At 53.2% G+C, this 14849-nt stretch carries 16 protein-coding genes; 12 read left to right on the top strand and 4 right to left on the bottom strand.

The window, feature by feature from the left end; translation table 11 throughout:
• Positions 1 to 34 precede the first annotated feature (34 nt).
• A complete protein-coding gene (rseC, locus tag EDF78_RS06620; protein WP_095924884.1) occupies positions 35 to 511 on the top strand; it encodes a SoxR-reducing system protein RseC in 477 nt (158 codons plus the stop codon).
• Between the two features lie 58 nt (positions 512 to 569).
• On the opposite strand, the gene EDF78_RS06615 is transcribed toward rseC, so the two are convergent.
• A complete protein-coding gene (locus EDF78_RS06615) occupies positions 570 to 1388 on the bottom strand; it encodes a DUF6585 family protein (RefSeq protein ID WP_095924885.1) in 819 nt (272 codons plus the stop codon).
• Positions 1389 to 1812: 424 nt separating this feature from the next.
• Here EDF78_RS06615 and lepA point away from each other — a divergent pair, with 424 nt between their 5' ends.
• The 7 genes from lepA (at position 1813) to acpS (ending at position 8377) form a co-directional block, all read left to right on the top strand.
• Positions 1813 to 3612, top strand: a complete 1800-nt coding sequence (lepA, locus tag EDF78_RS06610) for a translation elongation factor 4 (protein ID WP_095924886.1) — start codon at positions 1813 to 1815, stop codon at positions 3610 to 3612.
• 28 nt (positions 3613 to 3640) lie between these two features.
• A complete protein-coding gene (gene lepB / locus EDF78_RS06605; protein WP_095924887.1) occupies positions 3641 to 4618 on the top strand; it encodes a signal peptidase I in 978 nt (325 codons plus the stop codon).
• A 211-nt stretch (positions 4619 to 4829) separates the two neighbouring features.
• Complete coding sequence (gene rnc, locus EDF78_RS06600) at positions 4830 to 5510, top strand: ribonuclease III (protein WP_015698392.1); 681 nt, start codon at positions 4830 to 4832, stop codon at positions 5508 to 5510.
• Positions 5507 to 6412 (top strand): GTPase Era, encoded by a 906-nt coding sequence (gene era / locus EDF78_RS06595; protein ID WP_095924888.1) that lies wholly within the window; start codon positions 5507 to 5509, stop codon positions 6410 to 6412. The genes rnc and era overlap by 4 nt, the downstream gene beginning before the upstream one ends.
• 11 nt (positions 6413 to 6423) lie before the next feature.
• The gene (recO, locus tag EDF78_RS06590) at positions 6424 to 7161 is read left to right on the top strand and encodes a DNA repair protein RecO (RefSeq protein ID WP_095924889.1); all 738 of its coding nucleotides are present in this window, start codon (positions 6424 to 6426) and stop codon (positions 7159 to 7161) included.
• Positions 7162 to 7265: 104 nt separating this feature from the next.
• Positions 7266 to 7997 carry a pyridoxine 5'-phosphate synthase gene (gene pdxJ / locus EDF78_RS06585; protein WP_095924890.1) on the top strand — a complete coding sequence of 244 codons (732 nt, stop codon included), beginning with the start codon at positions 7266 to 7268 and terminating at the stop codon, positions 7995 to 7997.
• Positions 7997 to 8377, top strand: a complete 381-nt coding sequence (gene acpS, locus EDF78_RS06580) for a holo-ACP synthase (protein WP_095924891.1) — start codon at positions 7997 to 7999, stop codon at positions 8375 to 8377. Before pdxJ ends, acpS begins: the two co-directional genes overlap by 1 nt.
• A 33-nt stretch (positions 8378 to 8410) precedes the next feature.
• Here acpS and EDF78_RS06575 read toward each other — a convergent pair whose 3' ends face one another.
• Together EDF78_RS06575 and EDF78_RS06570 are read right to left on the bottom strand one after the other, a co-directional pair.
• Positions 8411 to 8665, bottom strand: a complete 255-nt coding sequence (locus tag EDF78_RS06575; protein WP_095924892.1) for a YfhL family 4Fe-4S dicluster ferredoxin — start codon at positions 8663 to 8665, stop codon at positions 8411 to 8413.
• 102 nt (positions 8666 to 8767) lie between these two features.
• The gene (locus tag EDF78_RS06570; protein WP_095924893.1) at positions 8768 to 9616 is read right to left on the bottom strand and encodes a MurR/RpiR family transcriptional regulator; all 849 of its coding nucleotides are present in this window, start codon (positions 9614 to 9616) and stop codon (positions 8768 to 8770) included.
• Between the two features lie 142 nt (positions 9617 to 9758).
• Between EDF78_RS06570 and murQ the strand changes: the two genes are divergently transcribed.
• Genes murQ through tadA form a run of 4 tightly spaced genes read left to right on the top strand, consistent with a single transcriptional unit; the run spans position 9759 to position 13311 of the window.
• Complete coding sequence (murQ, locus tag EDF78_RS06565; RefSeq protein WP_133822761.1) at positions 9759 to 10664, top strand: N-acetylmuramic acid 6-phosphate etherase; 906 nt, start codon at positions 9759 to 9761, stop codon at positions 10662 to 10664.
• 28 nt (positions 10665 to 10692) lie between these two features.
• A complete protein-coding gene (locus EDF78_RS06560) occupies positions 10693 to 12063 on the top strand; it encodes a PTS transporter subunit EIIC (protein WP_133822783.1) in 1371 nt (456 codons plus the stop codon).
• 4 nt (positions 12064 to 12067) lie between these two features.
• Complete coding sequence (gene yfhb, locus EDF78_RS06555) at positions 12068 to 12706, top strand: phosphatidylglycerophosphatase C (protein WP_133822760.1); 639 nt, start codon at positions 12068 to 12070, stop codon at positions 12704 to 12706.
• 41 nt (positions 12707 to 12747) lie between these two features.
• Positions 12748 to 13311, top strand: a complete 564-nt coding sequence (gene tadA, locus EDF78_RS06550; protein WP_208294462.1) for a tRNA adenosine(34) deaminase TadA — start codon at positions 12748 to 12750, stop codon at positions 13309 to 13311.
• 12 nt (positions 13312 to 13323) lie between these two features.
• Here tadA and mltF read toward each other — a convergent pair whose 3' ends face one another.
• The gene (gene mltF / locus EDF78_RS06545) at positions 13324 to 14784 is read right to left on the bottom strand and encodes a membrane-bound lytic murein transglycosylase MltF (RefSeq protein WP_095924896.1); all 1461 of its coding nucleotides are present in this window, start codon (positions 14782 to 14784) and stop codon (positions 13324 to 13326) included.
• Positions 14785 to 14849: the final 65 nt, after the last annotated feature.

Below are 14849 nucleotides of genomic sequence, written 5' to 3'. Positions count from 1 at the left end.
GACTGTCTCAGCGAAAGAAATACAGGGTGATCACATGATGAAAGAATGGGCCACGGTTGTGTCGTGGCAAGATGGTATTGCGACTCTGCGTTGTGAAACGCAGGCTGGTTGCAGTAGCTGCCATTCCCGTTCAGGTTGTGGTGCCCGCGTATTGAACGAGCTGGGGCCGCAGACCGAACATAATCTCCAGGTCAGCATCAACGAACCTCTTGCACCGGGTCAGAAAGTTGAACTGGGGATACAGGAAGGCAGCCTGCTGCGTTCAGCATTTCTGGTTTACATGACGCCGTTATTCGGTGTGATCGCGGGCGGCGGAATACTGCAGGCACTGCTGAAAGCAGACATGTACGCAGTGATTGGTGCCGTGCTGGGTGGTGGATTAGGTTTTCTGATTGCCAAAGCACTGGCGGCGAAAGTGGACGGAAAGGCCGGATATCAACCTGTCATCTTACAGGTCGGATTACCTCCCGATGCCTTCCGGTACGCCTCAGACAGCAAACTTCCTTCCTGATATTTCTCAAACCGCAACATGCCAATGTGCCACCGTGTTTCTGAAACCGGTGGCATTTTTAGTTTCTGACCGGTATCCGGTTCTGGATCATATGTTCGATCAGCGCGATGAAGAGATCTGCGCTTGAGAGTGACGTGTAAGCCACAGAAAACAGGATACGACCATGCTTGTCCAGCAGCCTGATCAGCGGACTGTTACTGCCGCCACTGATAAACTGGATATCCTCAACAGGCACAGTTTTGCCTTCATCCGTAGTCAGCATCAGGGCGCTCAGACGGATCCTTTTTTCATGTCCGGCCAGCAGGTTGGCACCGATAAACCGTTTCAAACCGCAATGTGAGTTGTCGAGTTTAGTAAATAAAATATCCCCACCTTGCGCTAGGGTATTTAATGCCCATGGGCCACGGAACATCAGCTGTTCGTTCTTAATCACCTCGATCAGTCTTTCAGAATTGGCGATGTCGGGCGTGATGCGATGCCAGACTTTGCTATTTTCCTCACGAAACGTCATGGTATTTAAAATACGTCGCGTGTATTTCCCGGTTCTGAAACGATATATATCCATAATCCGTTCAAAAGGGATAAAACGGTTTTTTTGATCCGTCTGGCTTATAACTAAAATACCGTTTTCATGAAGCTGATAGAATTGATTTGGCCTGATAATACGCCTCAGCATGATGAGAACCACACCAAGTGCAATACTGAGCAGAGCAGACAGAATCACGCTGTGCAGCCCTTCTGCGGTATGGCCAAAAGCCAGCAGGAATGCAATTTGCACCGCGCCGCCAATCAGTAAAAGAACCGACAGGACCAGAGTGATCCAAGAGTTGGCTTTGGCAAAGCCATGCTGACTGAGCAGCCGCCCTTCATTGATCATATTGATAACCTTGTGACCGGATTGAATTAAAAAGAAAAAAAGATATTTAAGGAAGAAGTTTAATGAGAGCTTTATGAGTGTGAAATTATGTAATTTCTTTTATAACAATATATTAAGATTCAGAGCCGCTTTCTGTAAATGGGTATTTTCCTAAAACGGTGCGCGGGAAGCAGACACATAAAATACTTTCCTGATGTCCCGAAAAGGGGCGACGGCACGCACCGATGATGAAAACAAATGAAAACGGAAGGATTTCGTCTCGTGAAAGCTCGCATAATCTGGAGTTAGCATCTGCCGAGACTAGGTTTTCACGGTGCTGGCATGTAGAATGCTGCGACTTAGGCGAAAGACAGCCAACCTACAAACCGTCGCTGTATGTTCATGGCGAATGATTCAGAAATACCAAGGTAGAAAAACTTTTATAATGAAGCATATACGAAATTTCTCCATTATTGCCCACATTGACCACGGTAAGTCGACGCTGTCAGACCGTATTATTCAAATTTGCGGCGGCTTATCCGACCGTGAAATGGAAGCGCAGGTCCTCGATTCAATGGATCTGGAACGTGAGCGCGGCATCACGATCAAAGCGCAAAGCGTTACGCTCGATTACAAAGCGAAAGATGGTCAGGTTTACCATCTCAACTTTATCGATACGCCGGGTCACGTCGACTTCTCCTATGAAGTTTCCCGTTCTCTCGCAGCTTGTGAAGGCGCGTTGCTGGTCGTGGATGCAGGTCAGGGCGTAGAAGCACAGACGCTGGCGAACTGCTATACCGCGATGGAAATGGATCTGGAAGTTGTTCCGGTTCTGAACAAAATCGACCTGCCTGCCGCCGATCCTGATCGCGCTGCACAGGAAATCGAAGACATCGTGGGTATTGATGCGACGGATGCCGTTCGCTGTTCCGCGAAAACCGGTGTCGGTGTGCCTGAAGTCCTCGAGCGCCTGGTGCGTGATGTGCCACCGCCGGAAGGTGATCCTGAAGCCCCGCTTCAGGCATTGATCATCGACTCCTGGTTCGATAACTATCTTGGCGTGGTTTCTCTGGTGCGTATCAAAAACGGTACCATGAGAAAGGGCGACAAAATAAAAGTGATGAGTACCGGACAGGTGTATAACGCCGATCGTCTGGGTATTTTCACGCCTAAACGTGTCGATCGCGATATCCTGAACTGCGGCGAAGTAGGCTGGCTGGTTTGTGCGATTAAAGACATTCTGGGCGCACCGGTCGGCGATACGCTGACGTTAGCGCGTCAGCCTGCTGAAAAAGCGTTGCCTGGCTTTAAGAAAGTTAAACCACAGGTCTACGCCGGTTTGTTCCCGGTCAGCTCTGATGACTATGAAAACTTCCGTGATGCATTAGGCAAACTGAGCCTTAACGATGCTTCCCTGTTCTACGAACCAGAAAGTTCTACCGCGCTGGGCTTCGGCTTCCGTTGTGGCTTCCTGGGTCTGTTGCACATGGAAATCATTCAGGAACGTCTGGAACGTGAATACGATCTGGATCTGATCACCACGGCGCCAACGGTAGTGTATGAAGTGCTGACGACGGGCAATGAAACCATCTATGTCGACAGCCCGTCCAAACTGCCAGCCCTGAACAACATTCTGGAACTGCGCGAACCGATCGCTGAGTGTCATATGCTGATGCCGCAGGAATACCTCGGCAGCGTGATCACCCTGTGTATTGAGAAGCGTGGCGTTCAGACCAACATGGTTTATCACGGTAACCAGGTTGCGCTGACGTATGAAATTCCAATGGCGGAAGTGGTGCTCGATTTCTTCGACCGTCTGAAGTCAACCTCGCGCGGTTATGCGTCGCTTGATTACAATTTCAAACGTTTTCAGGCTTCTGACATGGTGCGTGTTGATGTTCTAATCAACGGCGACCGTGTGGATGCATTGGCGCTGATCACTCACCGTGGCAATTCACAGTTCCGTGGACGCCAGCTGGTTGAGAAAATGCAGGAACTGATCCCGCGTCAGCAGTTCGACATTGCTATTCAGGCGGCAATTGGTGCTCACATCATTGCCCGTTCCACTGTGAAGCAATTGCGTAAAAACGTTCTCGCCAAATGTTATGGCGGCGACGTCAGCCGTAAGAAGAAACTCTTGCAGAAACAGAAAGATGGTAAGAAGCGCATGAAACAAGTGGGTAACGTCGAGTTACCACAGGAAGCGTTCCTGGCCATTCTTCACGTGGGCAAAGACAGCAAGTAAATCCTTAATTGAGTCGTAGGGAGTATGCATGGCTAACATGTTTGCCCTGATTCTGGCGGTTGCAACGCTGGTGTCAGGGATTATCTGGTGCCTTGATCGTTTCAAGCTGGCACCTGCACGCCGGGCGAAAATTGCCAAAATTAAGGCTGAAACGGGCGGCGCCGTTGACGATTCAACACTGAGTAAAGTGGCAAAGCAGCCGGGCTGGGTGGAAACCTGTGCATCGGTATTCCCGGTATTGTTAGTCGTGTTTGTGGTGCGTTCATTTATTTATGAACCTTTCCAGATCCCGTCCGGCTCCATGATGCCAACCTTGCTGATTGGCGATTTCATCGTGGTTGAGAAATATGCTTATGGCCTGAAAGATCCTATTACTCAGACCAAGCTGATCCCAACGGGTGAGCCTAAGCGTGGCGATGTGGTGGTATTTAAATATCCCCTGAATCCGAGCGTGGACTATATTAAACGTCTGGTCGGCTTGCCGGGTGACCGCGTGACGTATGATCCGTTCAGCAAACAGGTCACGGTTCAGCCAGCCTGTGAAAGCGGTAAAAATTGCAATACGGCTTTAGCGGTGACGTATGACACCGGTGTGGCCAGCGATTTCGTGCAGACGTTTGGTCAGTCTACCGGTGGTGAAGCCAGCAGCGGTTTCTTTGAAACGCCACCAACCAGCAATGTGCCGCAGGACGGTGTCCGTCTGGTTCAGCGCAATGAAACATTGGGCAACGTGACACACCGTATTTTGACGGTACCGGGTGCGCGTGACCAACTGGGTGCTTATTATCAGCAACCGGGTCAGCCGCTGGGAACATGGGTCGTGCCAGCAGGGCACTATTTCATGATGGGCGATAACCGTGATAACAGCGCTGACAGCCGTTATTGGGGCTTTGTTCCGGAACAGAATTTAGTCGGTAAAGCCTCTGCTATCTGGATGAGCTTTAAAAAACAGGAAGGTGAATGGCCTACCGGTGTTCGTTTAAGCCGTATCGGTGGAATTCATTAATTTAATGGTGGCTATTAGCGCAGCATTATATTTCCACTCGTTGTAGAATATCCTTTCGGGCGATAAAAGTTGGCTCCCCTGATTTTAAATCTAAATTTAAAACGCACAGAGGGAGCCACTGCAAACGAAACAGCTTTGGATTGGCTTAGGGCGAAGCAGGCCTGTTCCGTATGCTGAAGTTTTTGACGCATTCTTGATCTATTGGTAACTCATGAATCCCATCGTAATAAACAGGCTTCAGCGGAAGCTGGGCTACACTTTTCAACAGCAGGAGCTTTTATTGCAGGCACTGACTCACCGCAGCGCAAGCAGTAAACACAATGAGCGTTTAGAGTTCCTGGGTGACTCAATTCTTAGTTATGTCATTGCTAACGCGCTGTACCATCGTTTTCCTCGCGTCGACGAGGGCGATATGAGTCGTATGCGTGCCACCCTGGTACGTGGAAATACGTTAGCTGAAATGGCACGTGAATTCGATCTCGGCGAATGTTTACGCTTAGGGCCGGGCGAATTGAAAAGTGGTGGTTTCCGCCGCGAGTCGATTCTTGCGGATACGGTGGAGGCACTCATTGGCGGCGTGTTCCTGGACAGTGATATCCAGACCGTCGAAAAGCTGATTCTCGATTGGTACCGTAGTCGTTTGGACGAAATCAGTCCCGGTGATAAGCAGAAAGACCCAAAAACCCGTTTACAGGAGTTTTTGCAAGGTCGTCATCTGCCGTTGCCTTCTTATCTGGTTGTGCAGGTTCGCGGTGAAGCGCACGATCAGGAGTTTACCATCCACTGCCAGGTCAGTGGCTTGAGCCAGCCGGTTGTAGGAACCGGTTCAAGTCGCCGTAAAGCCGAGCAGGCGGCAGCGGAACAAGCGCTGATACAGCTGGAGCTTGAATGAGCGAAGAAAAGAATTACTGTGGTTTTGTTGCAATCGTCGGCCGACCTAACGTCGGCAAATCGACCTTGCTGAATGAATTATTGGGGCAAAAAATCTCCATTACTTCCCGCAAACCACAAACCACGCGTCACCGCATCATGGGTATCCATACCGAAGGGCCTTATCAGGCCATCTACGTGGACACCCCGGGGCTGCACATTGAAGAAAAACGTGCCATTAACCGCCTGATGAACCGTGCTGCAAGCAGCTCGATTGGTGATGTTGAACTGGTGATCTTCGTGGTCGAAGGCACCCACTGGACTGCCGATGACGAAATGGTGGTCAACAAACTGCGTGATTTGAAATCACCGGTTCTGCTGGCGATCAATAAGATTGATAACGTCACCGACAAGTCTAAATTATTGCCACATCTGCAATTCCTGAGTGAGCAGATGAACTTCGTGGATATCGTGCCTATTTCTGCAGAGAAAGGGACTAACGTCGATACCATCGCGGCACTGGTGCGTAAGCGTCTGCCGGAAGCGGTTCATCACTTCCCGGAAGATTACATCACTGACCGTTCACAACGCTTTATGGCCTCAGAAATCATCCGTGAAAAACTGATGCGTTTCCTGGGCGAAGAGTTGCCGTATTCCGTGACAGTCGAAATCGAACGCTTTGTCAGCAATGAACGCGGCGGTTACGACATCAATGGCCTGATTCTGGTAGAACGTGAAGGCCAGAAGAAAATGGTTATCGGTAACAAAGGCTCTAAAATCAAGACGATCGGCATTGAAGCCCGCCAGGACATGGAAAACATGTTCGAAGCGAAAGTCCATCTTGAATTGTGGGTTAAGGTCAAATCCGGCTGGGCAGACGACGAACGTGCGCTGCGCAGTCTGGGTTATGTAGACGACTTATAAGGTCCGCGCCTATGGAAGGCTGGCAACGCGCATTTGTTTTGCATGGGCGACCTTACAGTGAAACCAGCCTGATGCTGGATTTATTCACTGAGGGACAAGGGCGGGTACGCATACTGGCTAAAGGTGCGCGTGGCCGCCGGTCCAATCTGAAAGGCTGCCTGCAGCCTTTTACGCCTTTACTGGTTCGCTGGAGCGGGCGGGGAGAAGTGAAAACCCTGCGCAATGCCGAACCTGTCTCTCTCGCCCTTCCTCTGTCGGGTCTGATGCTTTACAGCGGCCTGTACGTCAACGAACTCGTTTCCCGGGTTCTTGAGCAGGAAGCGAATTACTCTTCCCTGTTCTTCGATTACCTCAATTGTCTGCAAAATCTGGCGGGTGCCAGCGGCTCTCCGGAGTATGCGTTGCGCCAGTTCGAGCTTTCTTTGTTGCATCATCTGGGCTATGGCGTGGATTTTCTGCATTGCGCGGGCAGCGGTGAAGAAGTCAGCGACACCATGACTTACCGGTACCGTGAAGAAAAAGGCTTTATCGCCAGTCTGGTGATTGATAATTCCAGCTTTACGGGGCGGGATTTAAAAGCGCTGGCCAGCCGTGATTTTCCGGATGTTGCGACGTTGCGCGCCGCGAAGCGTTTTACCCGCATGGCGCTGAAACCTTACCTTGGCGGCAAGCCCCTGAAAAGCCGCGAACTGTTCCGCCAGTTTCAGGTTAAAAAGCCTGTTTCACCTTCTGACAATTCTTCCAGCTAATTCAGACTCCGGGCTACACGCCGCCACTCTCAAGGGTGTAAACTGCAGAAATTAGCGTTGTTGTTCCATTCATAAATCAATTCATTCTTAAATCTGGAGCTGTTATGGCTGAGTTGCTGTTGGGCGTTAACATTGATCACATTGCGACACTGCGTAATGCACGCGGTACGGCTTATCCTGATCCGGTTCAGGCAGCATTTATCGCTGAACAGGCAGGTGCCGATGGGATCACCGTCCATCTGCGTGAAGACCGCCGTCATATCACCGATCGCGATGTGCGCCTTCTGCGTCAGACTATCCAAACCCGTATGAATCTCGAGATGGCCGTCACCGATGAAATGGTGGGGATTGCCTGCGAAATCCTGCCACATTTCTGCTGTCTGGTGCCGGAAAAACGTGAAGAAGTGACCACCGAAGGCGGTCTGGATGTTGCCGGTCAGCTGGATAAAATGACGGTGGCAGTTTCCCGTCTCAGCGAAGCCGGTATTCTGGTGTCTTTGTTTATCGATCCTGATTTGCGTCAGATCGATGCCGCGGTGGCCGTTGGCGCACCTTACATTGAGATCCACACCGGTGCCTATGCCGAAGCGCAAACTGATCTTGAGCGTCAGGCGGAGCTGGAGCGTATCAAACAGGGCGCGGCTTACGCAGCGGGTAAGGGCCTGAAAGTGAATGCGGGCCACGGCCTGACTTACCACAACGTTCAGCCGATCGCGGCCTTGCCGGAAATGCATGAGCTGAATATCGGCCACGCCATTATTGGTCAGGCAGTGATCGACGGATTATCAGGTGCAGTGCGTGAAATGAAAAACCTGATGCGGGAAGCGCGCCGGTAATGAGCATTTTAGGTTTAGGTACGGATATCGTAGAAATTTCCCGTATCCAGGCAGTGATTGAACGCAGTGGTGACCGCCTGGCCCGGCGTATTTTGTGCGCCAGTGAATGGGCAGTTTATCAGCAGCATCAGCAGCCGGTACGTTTTCTGGCGAAGCGGTTTGCCGTTAAGGAAGCCGCCGCAAAAGCGCTGGGAACCGGTATCCGCAACGGGCTGGCGTTTGAGCAATTCGAAGTGGTCAATGATGTGCTGGGCAAGCCGGGGCTGGTTTTTCATGCCCGCGCGGCAGAAATGGCGGCACAGATGGGCGTGAAATCAGTGCATGTCACATTGGCCGATGAGCGCCGTTATGCCTGCGCCACAGTGATTATCGAAAACTAATACCCTTCATCCTTCACAATGCATCACGTGCCATTACACGGCGTGATGCAATACCACAAACTTATCCCAAAGCTGTTCGTTAGTTTCGGTGTGTTGCGGATTGATGATGATGGTATTGTCGATCGGACAGACGCTCTGACAGGTCGGTTTATCGTAATGGCCGACACATTCCGTACAACGATCGCTGTCGATTTCGTAAATCTCATTACCCATCGAGATCGCCTGATTCGGACACTCCGGTTCGCACATATCGCAATTAATGCATTTGTGTGTGATCAGCAGGGCCATGGCGTTTTCTCGTATCGTTCAGTCATCAGGGCGCGCAGTATAGCAGAATTGCGCTGGCGTAGGTTCTGCTCCTGCGCCTTTCCGCCTGCCAAATGATCCTGATCAAACCAGCTTTTTCACCAGTTCTTCGCTATGGCGGATGCGCTCCGGTGCGTGTGCTGTATCTTGCTGAACCAGCGCCACAAACAGTAAATCGGTCAGGGAGTATTGTGCCGTGGTGGCTGAAAGCGCCGCGCCGCGGGTCGCCGGTAATTCTGCCACGGTGTATAAACAGTGGTCGGCCTGTTGCTGCAACGGGTTAGGCGAAAAGCCGGTGATCGCCAGCACTTTCGCGCCGCTTTCCCGCGCTACCCGTGCCGCCAGATTGATCTCACTGCGCTCTCCGCTGAAAGAAATCGCCAGCAATAAATCCTCTTTTGACAGGGCCTGCGCAGTCGCCACCAGCACATGCGTATCGGATTCGGCGATTGCCGTGACCCCGATTTTCAGCAACTTATACGCCAGATCCCTCGCCACCAGTCCCGACGCGCCAATCCCGGTGAGGATAATTTTCCGGGCATCCGTCAGCATCGACAACGCAATTTGCAGGCGGGGTTCGCTGTTGATATCGAGGGTGGCGCGCAATGCCGATTGCTTTTCTGTCAGCAGTTTCTCGCCCACCACATGCAGGCTGTCGGTGCTTAAAATCTGATTATGGACGGTAACCGGCTCGCTGTGTTCGGCTGAGGCCAGCGATTCGCTCATGGCCAGTTTCAGCGCGGGGAAGCCTTTATAACCGAGTTTCTGGGCAAACTTCACCACGCCAGACTGACTGACGCCGGCCATCTCAGCCAGCTTTTGCGAACTCATATGACGGGCTTTTTCCGGCTGAGCCAGTAAAAAATCAGCCAGTTTACGGTCATTTTGCGCCAGTGTCGGATATAGCTGGCGGATACGGATCATACAACTCATGGTGGGTTATCCCGGCGTCTCTGAATACTTACATCACGTTTTACGGATTATGTTATCTAAAATAGCAAATATTCCTCGCATTGATGAATAATATATTCAAATATTGTGTAATAAATTTGAATTAAAAATTCAGGAGAGAAACATGAACACAACCCTCAATCTCGGTGCGCTGGTTTCAGAAAGCCGCAATCCGGACACGATGAATCTCGATGAAATGTCCACGCTGGAACTGGTGGCCTGCTTCAACCGTGAAGACCGCAAAGTGCCGGAAGCCATCAGCCATGTACTGCCACAGATTGCGCAGTCCATCGATAAAGCCGCAGCGTCATTTCAGGCTGGCGGACGACTGATTTACCTTGGTGCTGGCACCAGTGGCCGTCTTGGCGTTCTTGATGCGTCAGAATGCCCGCCAACATTTGGTGTTCCGCACGGCATGGTGGTTGGCCTGATTGCCGGCGGGCCAGGCGCGTTGCTCAAAGCGGTGGAAGGCGCGGAAGACAGCGAATCGCTGGGTGTGGAGGATTTAAAAAATCTCAACTTGAGCGCAAAAGATACCGTGGTCGGGCTGGCGGCCAGCGGCCGGACGCCTTACGTGATCGGCGCCCTGCGCTACGCCAGCGGACTGGGTTGCGCCACGGTGGCGATTTCCTGTAATCCGGATTCGCCGATTGCCCGCGAAGCGGCTATCGCCATTTCACCTGTGGTCGGGCCGGAGGCGCTGACCGGCTCCACCCGCCTGAAATCCGGCACTGCGCAGAAACTGGTTTTGAACATGATCTCAACCGGTGCGATGGTCAAAAGTGGCAAGGTTTACCAGAACCTGATGGTGGACGTGAAAGCCACCAACGTGAAACTGGTCGATCGCGCCTGCCGCATTGTGGTCGAGGCCACGGGCGCGGCGCGCAGTGATGCCGAAGCGGCACTTTCTCAGACTGATTTTGAAGTGAAACCGGCCATTCTGATGCTGCTGGCGGGCATTGATGCCGGACAGGCAAAAACGCGACTGGCGAAACACCACGGATTCCTGCGCGCCGCACTGGCGGATTAACCTCAAGGAGTTGAGCATGGCGATGGCAATGGATAAAACGCAGCGGCTGGCTTCGCAGATTTTGCTGGGGGTCGGCGGCGAGGGCAATATCAGCAAGCTGGAAAACTGCATGACCCGCGTGCGCGTGGAAGTGCGCGACGATGAACGGCTGGATCTGGCCAGCCTGAAAACGCTGGAAGGCATCAAAGGGTATCTGAAGCAGGGCGAACAGCATCAGTTTATTGTCGGGCCGGGTGCGGCGGCAAAAGTGGTGGATGCGATGCGTCTGTTGCTGAGTCCGGCCGGAGCGGTCAGCGGGGCGGGTGAAAACGAGATCGCCCGCAACAAAGCCAGCGCCAAAGCAAAATACTCTGCCCCGATGAGCGGGGCGCTGCGCAAACTGGCCGACGTCTTTATTCCGCTGATCCCGGCCTTTATCGCTTCCGGGCTGATTATGGGCATTATCAATCTGCTCAAACGGCCTGATATCGCCGGTTCCATTGCCCTTGATTACCCCAATATCCTCGGCCTGCTGGCGATTTTTGGCGGGGCGGTTTTTGCCATCATGAACATTCTGGTCGGCGTGAATGCGGCGCGGGTTTTCGGCGGCTCACAGGCGATGGGCGGCGTGATGGCGGGAATTCTCTCCAGCCCTGCGCTGGCGCAAATCACCCTGTTTGGCGAAGCGTTACAGCCCGGTCGTGGCGGGGTGATCGCGGTATTGCTGGTGGTCGCCCTGATGTGCTGGCTGGAGAAAAGATTGCGCCAGTGGCTGCCGGAATCGGTCGAACTGATCCTCAATCCGCTGATCACCACGTTGATCACCGCCACGCTGGCGATTGTGATCCTGCAACCCATCGGCGGTTACATTTCGGATGGCATTGCTCACGGCGTCAATATTGCTATCGATAAAGGCGGATTACTGGTGGGCGCGGTGCTGGCCGGGGCGTTCCTGCCGCTGGTGCTGTCAGGCCTGCATCAGGGACTGGTGCCGATACATGTTGAACTGATCCAGGCGCACGGCTCCAACCCGCTGCTGCCGATTTTAGCCATGGCCGGTGTCGGACAGGTGGGGTCGGCGATCGCGGTGTACATGAAAACCCGCAACGCACGGCTGAAAAAAGTGATCAAAGTGGCGTTGCCGGTGGGGATTTTAGGCATCGGCGAGCCGCTGATATTCGGTGTTACGCTGCCACTCGGTCGTCCTTTTATTGGCGCATGTTTGGGCGGAGCCGTCGGCGGTGCGCTAATCTGTTACTGGAAAGTCGCGACGGTTATCACATTCGGCATTTCCGGCCTGCCGCTGGCACTGACCATTATTTCCGGCAAGGTGATGTTGTATCTGATCGGTTTAGTCATTACGGTAATAGCAGGTTTTATTTTTACCTGGTTGATGGGGTTCAACGATCCCGAGGAGTAACGGATTGAGTACGAAGCCTGATCGACGGGTGGTCTTTTTTGATCTCGATGGCACGCTGCACCAGCAGGATATGTTCGGCAGCTTTCTGCGGTTTTTGCTCAGACGCATGCCGCAGAATCTCATCCTCGTCGTGCCGGTTCTGCCGCTGGTGGGGATAGGATTGTTTATCCACGGACGCGCCGCGCGCTGGCCGATGAGCCTGTTACTGTGGTCGATTACCTTCGGCCACAGTGAGGCACGGCTGAAAGCGCTGGAGCTGCAATTTGTCACTGCGTTTCGTGAGAAAGTGGTGGAGTTTCCGGTGGTGCAGCGCAGGCTGCGGGAATATCTCGACAGCGATGATACGGAAGTGTGGCTGATCACCGGCTCACCGGAAAATCTGGTGCAGCAGGTGTACAACACCTCTCTGTTTTTACCGCAGGTTCGTCTGGTCGGCAGCCGGATTGCGCGCGGTAAAGGCGGCTGGGTGTTGCCATTGCGTTGTCTGGGAGAAGAAAAGGTCGCCCAGCTGGAAAGCCGTATCGGTTCACCGCTTAAACTGTACAGCGGTTACAGCGACAGCAAACAGGACAACCCGCTGCTGTTCTTCTGTGAGCATCGTTTCCGCGTCAGTAAACAGGGCGAGTTACAGCAACTGGAATAACGGCCAGTGCAAAATTCAGATAACATGTCTGCCGGTAAAAAATGATTGAGGTTGAAGTGGCAGAGGCAGAGTTGGCAGTAATGAATGACGATGAACACTGGATGCGGTACGCCATGACGCTGGCGCTGAAAGCGCAGGAAGAGGGCGAAGTGCCGGTCGGCGCGGTGCTGGTTTTAGACAATCAGGTGATTGGCGAAGGCTGGAACCGGTCTATCGGCCATCATGATCCGACGGCGCATGCGGAAATTATGGCATTGCGTCAGGGCGGAAGTGCCGTGCAAAACTATCGTCTGCTCGATGCCACGCTGTATATCACGCTGGAGCCTTGCGTTATGTGTGCCGGGGCGATGGTTCACAGCCGGATCCGCCGCGTGGTGTATGGCGCGGCAGATGCCAAAACCGGTGCCGCCGGTTCCCTGATGGATATCCTGCGTCATCCGGGCATGAATCATCAGATCGACATCACTGCTGGCGTGCTTGCGGAAGAATGTTCGGAACAGCTGAGCGCCTTCTTCCGTTTTCGCCGCAGCCAGAAAAAAGCCCTCAGACAGGCCGAACGTGCGGCGCAAGCTGTGCAACCAACCGACGATAAACCGCAGGAATAAACCGCACCGGCGTTACTGCGCCAGTGCTTCCTGCGGAGCCACGGCCGGATAGCCCTGACCCAGTTGCGCCTGTAACGCGGCTTTCTGCGCCTGTTGCTTCTCTTTTTCCATCAGGTATCCCACCAGACTCAGCTGATAGCGGCGGATATTTTCCACGTAGTTATACGCCTGTGTGCCGCGCGCATAACCGTACGTCGTGCGGCTGAAGAAGCGTTTCTGGTTCAGCATCGGCAGGCGCTGTTTCACATCGGCCCAGCTGTCCGGATTGGCTTTTTGCTGTGCCGTCAGTTTACGGGCATCGAGCATATGTCCGTACCCCATGTTATAGGCCGCCAGCGCAAACCAGATCCGTTCATCCTGCGGAATCGTCTCCGGCATTTTCGCCATCAGATGCGACAGATACTGTGCGCCCCCGCGGATACTCTGCTCGGCATCGGTGCGGTCATCCACATCAAGCCCTCCCGCCGTTGCCCGGGTCAGCATCATGATCCCGCGCACGCCGGTCGGCGATTTGGCCTGCGGATCCCAGTGAGATTCCTGATAGGCGATGGCCGCCAGCAGACGCCAGTCGATGTCCTGCGCATACTTCTCAAACAGCGGTTGCAGGTCCGGCAGCGTACTGTCGATGGCTTTGAGGAATGTCCGCGTATCGACGTAATCAAAATCACCGACGTGACCGAGGTATTTCTCCTCGAGTTTTTCCAGCGTACCGTCTTCTGAAATCTGGCTGAAGAAGTCGAGCATGGCGGCAGACAGGCTGTCGTCATCCGGCACCTTGCGGTAATACCAGGTCACCGGCTCGTCTTCCGTCGCATCAAAAGCAACAGCCAGACGCGGATAAACGCGCTGCATCAGCGCGATGGTCACCGAGTCACCCAGTGTGTAATCCAGCTTGCCGGTTTCCACCTGTTGCAGCAGGTCACGCGGTGACATTTTGTCGGTGGTCGTCCAGGTCAGATCCGGGTATTTGCTTTTGGCCGCTTCCAGTGTCGGGATGTGTGCCGTACCCGCAGAGACCATCAGCGAGCCTTTCACATCCGCGAAACTCTTCGGACGCGGGGCACCCTGCCGGTAAACCAGTTGCTGAGAGATGGAATAATATTCAGGCCCGGCACGGTAGTTTTTCAGCCGCTCATTGTTGTAGACCAGACCCGACGCCAGTAAATCGGCTTTATTGTGATCGAGACTGTCAAACATGGCGTCAACCGTGGTGTGCTGCGTGACGACCAACTGCACGCCCAGATAATCTGCAAAGCGTTTAGCCAGTTCGTAATCGAAGCCGAGATTGCCTTCCGGGGAGTCCATAAAAGTCAGTGGAGAATTGAGCGTGCTGACGCGCAATTCTCCACGGGATTTTATTTGATCCAGCAGGTCGCCTTCACCTCTGTGCCACGGGACGGCTGGCCATAAGGCCAGTGCCAGCAACAGGGCGGCGATCCCCATCAGAACATAATTAATTTTTAGTCGCGTCAAATAGTTATCTCGCTGCGGCGCTCTTGTTTTTTTACGCTATGCTGTGCAGTTTGTATGGTTATATC

Origin of the sequence: Rahnella sp. BIGb0236, from assembly GCF_004364755.1 — a bacterium.
GTDB lineage: Bacteria > Pseudomonadota > Gammaproteobacteria > Enterobacterales > Enterobacteriaceae > Rahnella > Rahnella victoriana.
The sequence above is the reverse complement of the archived record's forward strand: the minus strand, read 5'-3'. Positions and strand labels throughout refer to the sequence as shown.

Coding starts and splice junctions, on each gene's coding strand:
- rseC (WP_095924884.1), top strand. CDS start 35: ATGATGAAAGAATGGGCCACGGTTGTGTCGTGGCAAGATGGTATTGCG.
- recO (WP_095924889.1), top strand. CDS start 6,424: ATGGAAGGCTGGCAACGCGCATTTGTTTTGCATGGGCGACCTTACAGT.
- pdxJ (WP_095924890.1), top strand. CDS start 7,266: ATGGCTGAGTTGCTGTTGGGCGTTAACATTGATCACATTGCGACACTG.
- EDF78_RS06560 (WP_133822783.1), top strand. CDS start 10,693: ATGGATAAAACGCAGCGGCTGGCTTCGCAGATTTTGCTGGGGGTCGGC.
- lepA (WP_095924886.1), top strand. CDS start 1,813: ATGAAGCATATACGAAATTTCTCCATTATTGCCCACATTGACCACGGT.
- rnc (WP_015698392.1), top strand. CDS start 4,830: ATGAATCCCATCGTAATAAACAGGCTTCAGCGGAAGCTGGGCTACACT.
- EDF78_RS06570 (WP_095924893.1), bottom strand. CDS start 9,616: ATGAGTTGTATGATCCGTATCCGCCAGCTATATCCGACACTGGCGCAA.
- murQ (WP_133822761.1), top strand. CDS start 9,759: ATGAACACAACCCTCAATCTCGGTGCGCTGGTTTCAGAAAGCCGCAAT.
- tadA (WP_208294462.1), top strand. CDS start 12,748: ATGATTGAGGTTGAAGTGGCAGAGGCAGAGTTGGCAGTAATGAATGAC.
- acpS (WP_095924891.1), top strand. CDS start 7,997: ATGAGCATTTTAGGTTTAGGTACGGATATCGTAGAAATTTCCCGTATC.
- era (WP_095924888.1), top strand. CDS start 5,507: ATGAGCGAAGAAAAGAATTACTGTGGTTTTGTTGCAATCGTCGGCCGA.
- lepB (WP_095924887.1), top strand. CDS start 3,641: ATGGCTAACATGTTTGCCCTGATTCTGGCGGTTGCAACGCTGGTGTCA.
- EDF78_RS06615 (WP_095924885.1), bottom strand. CDS start 1,388: ATGATCAATGAAGGGCGGCTGCTCAGTCAGCATGGCTTTGCCAAAGCC.
- EDF78_RS06575 (WP_095924892.1), bottom strand. CDS start 8,665: ATGGCCCTGCTGATCACACACAAATGCATTAATTGCGATATGTGCGAA.